Annotated in this window: 3 protein-coding genes; all 3 read left to right on the top strand. The window is 30.3% G+C overall.

The features are described from left to right. On the top strand, positions 1-691 hold a 691-nt coding region (locus tag IDG60_RS10250; RefSeq protein ID WP_206160668.1), incomplete at its 5' end, for an ABC transporter ATP-binding protein. Between the two features lies 1 nt (position 692). Beyond that, the gene (locus IDG60_RS10245) at positions 693-1,463 is read left to right on the top strand and encodes an ABC transporter permease (protein WP_000536961.1); all 771 of its coding nucleotides are present in this window, start codon (positions 693-695) and stop codon (positions 1,461-1,463) included. Between the two features lie 373 nt (positions 1,464-1,836). Next, positions 1,837-2,921, top strand: a 1,085-nt coding sequence (locus tag IDG60_RS10240; protein ID WP_206160667.1) for a fructose-bisphosphatase class III, incomplete at its 3' end; no start/stop codon positions are given.

The raw sequence follows: 2,921 nt of genomic DNA, 5'->3' as shown, positions 1-2,921 counted from the left end.
TGTTTTAACAATAGAACATTTAACAAAGAAGATAGGCAACAAAACGATTCTCGAAGATGTATCATTTAAGCTGAAACGCGGACAAATAGTTGGTCTCGTTGGAGCGAATGGTGCAGGTAAAACAACTTTAATGAAAGTTATATTAGGTTACTCTAGTTTCCAAAGCGGGAATTTTAATGTTATTAACAGCAAAGACAGCAAAAGCAATATCGGTGCATTGATTGAAAATCCAGGAATATATCCTTTTATGTCTGGATATGAAAACTTGAAGTTATTGAATGAATCAAAAAACACTCAAGATATCGATAAAATTGTCTCACAACTTCATATGGATGAATACATTCATAAAAAAGCTAAAACGTATTCTCTTGGTATGAAACAAAAATTAGGAATTGCTATAGCATTTTTAAATGAACCTCAATTCATTATCTTAGATGAACCAATGAACGGCTTAGATCCAAAAGCTGTGCGAGATGTACGTGAATTGATTGTCCAAAAGTCGCAAGAAGGTGTTACTTTCTTAATTTCGAGTCATATTTTAAGTGAGTTAGTTAAAATCACAAACTCTATCCTTATTATTAACAAAGGTAAAATTGTTACAGAAACATCGGAAGAAGAACTTAAACAATTTAAAGATAATGATTTAGAAAATGTATTACTAGAAATCATAGAAAGGGAGGACCAAGCATAAAATGGGAACTTTAATTAAACAAGAATGTTTCAAATTATTTAAAAAGAAATCAACTTTTATCGCACCTATTGTCTTCATTCTACTAATGGTTGCTCAAGGTTATATCGCTACAAAATACAATGAAATTTTTACGCCACAGGAATCTTTCACATCTGCTTATAATGGTTTTTCATGGTTTGCATTTTTATTAATTATTCAAGCAAGTACAATCATTTCAATGGAATTTCATTACGGTACGATTAAAAATTTACTCTATCGTGAATATTCAAGAACAACTATGATTGTTAGCAAAATCATCACATTATTTATTATTTCTTTAATTTATTTTGTTATTACAATTATTGCTTCAATTGTTATTGGGTCTTTATTCTTTAATGATTTAAATATATTTGAAAGTAGCGGTAATCAATTATCTTTATTGAATCAATTATTATTAGTTAGTTTAGGTACATTTGTTGGCGTTTGGTTAGTTTTAAGCTTAACGTTGCTATTATCATCTGCAACTAATTCAACGGGTGTAGCCATTGCTGTAGGTATTGTTTTTTATTTTGCAAGTTCTATTTTAGCAGTTATTCAAACGGCACTTTTAGAAAAAATAGACTGGCTAAAGTGGAATCCTATTAATATGATGAATATTATGCTTCAAACAGTTGAAAAAGGCTTTAGTAAGTCGACGAAATTAGAACTTCATGAATTGTTTATTGGTAATATTGCTTATATTTCTATTTTCTTAATACTTGTAGTATTTATTTTCAAGAAGAAAAATATTTAGTAACTTCAAGTTATTAAATGTCTAAATACACACATATTCCATCGTAATTCAAAATCATTTTCAAATCCCTTCACCCAAATAATGGTGCGGGGATTTTTTTATCCAAATTTTGGCAATTCCACATTTTACATATCGTAATTTTTTAGGAAACTAGTGAATATAACAAATTCCTCCTCTCATTTTTAAAATAAATATATCACTTTCCCACTTTTACTTAACTAAACTGCAACGACTCCTAATACCAAAATCCTGCCCTCTATTTTTATCAATCCAAGCATACTTATTGAAAAATGTTAACGTTTTCTTGATAATCATTGTAAGCGCATTTATTTTATAAACTAACGTTTGAAATATACTACAGGAGTGACACGTAATGACTCAAATTACTGAAAAAGAATTAAAAAAGAAGTATTTAGATTTACTATCCCAAAATTTTGATACTCCAGAAAAACTTGCAACTGAAATTATCAATTTAGAATCAATTTTAGAATTACCTAAAGGTACGGAACATTTCGTCAGCGATTTACATGGTGAATACGAAGCTTTCCAACACGTATTACGCAACGGTTCTGGGAATGTGCGAGCGAAAATCAATGATATTTTCAAAGAGAGACTTTCAACTAAGGAGCTTAATGATTTAACTGCTCTTGTCTACTATCCAGAAGACAAATTAAAATTGATTAAAAGTGATTTCCAAAGTTGCGGTCAACTTAATGTCTGGTATATCACAACAATCGAACATTTAATTGAGTTGATTAAATATTGTTCTTCAAAATATACGCGTTCAAAACTGCGTAAAGCATTGCCAAAACAATACGTTTATATTATTGAGGAACTACTGTATAAAAGTAATGAATATCAAAATAAAAAATCATATTACGAAACACTTGTTAACCAAGTAATTGAACTTAAACAGGCAGATGATTTAATTATTGGACTCGCTTATTCCGTACAACGCTTAGTCGTCGATCATTTACACGTTGTCGGTGATATTTATGATCGTGGACCACAACCAGATAAAATTATGGATACACTGATTAATTATCATTCCCTAGATATTCAATGGGGTAATCATGATGTGCTTTGGGTTGGAGCCTATGCTGGGTCAAAAGTATGCTTAGCAAACTTACTTCGAATTTGTGCACGCTATGATAATTTAGATATTATCGAAGACGCTTATGGCATTAATTTAAGACCACTGCTTACTTTAGCTGAAAAATACTATGACGCAGATAATCCTGCTTTTAAGCCTAAAAAAAGACCTGACAAACACGAACGTTTAACTCAACGTGAAGAAAGTCAAATTACTAAAATTCATCAAGCTATTGCGATGATTCAATTCAAGTTAGAAATACCAATTATTAAACGTCGTCCAAATTTCGAAATGGAAGAACGTCTTGTGCTTGAAAAGGTTAATTATGATACAAATGAAATTACAGTTTATGGTAATACATACCC

It is taken from the genome of Staphylococcus sp. EG-SA-2, assembly GCF_017152085.1.
This window is presented reverse-complemented; position numbering and strand designations above follow the sequence as displayed.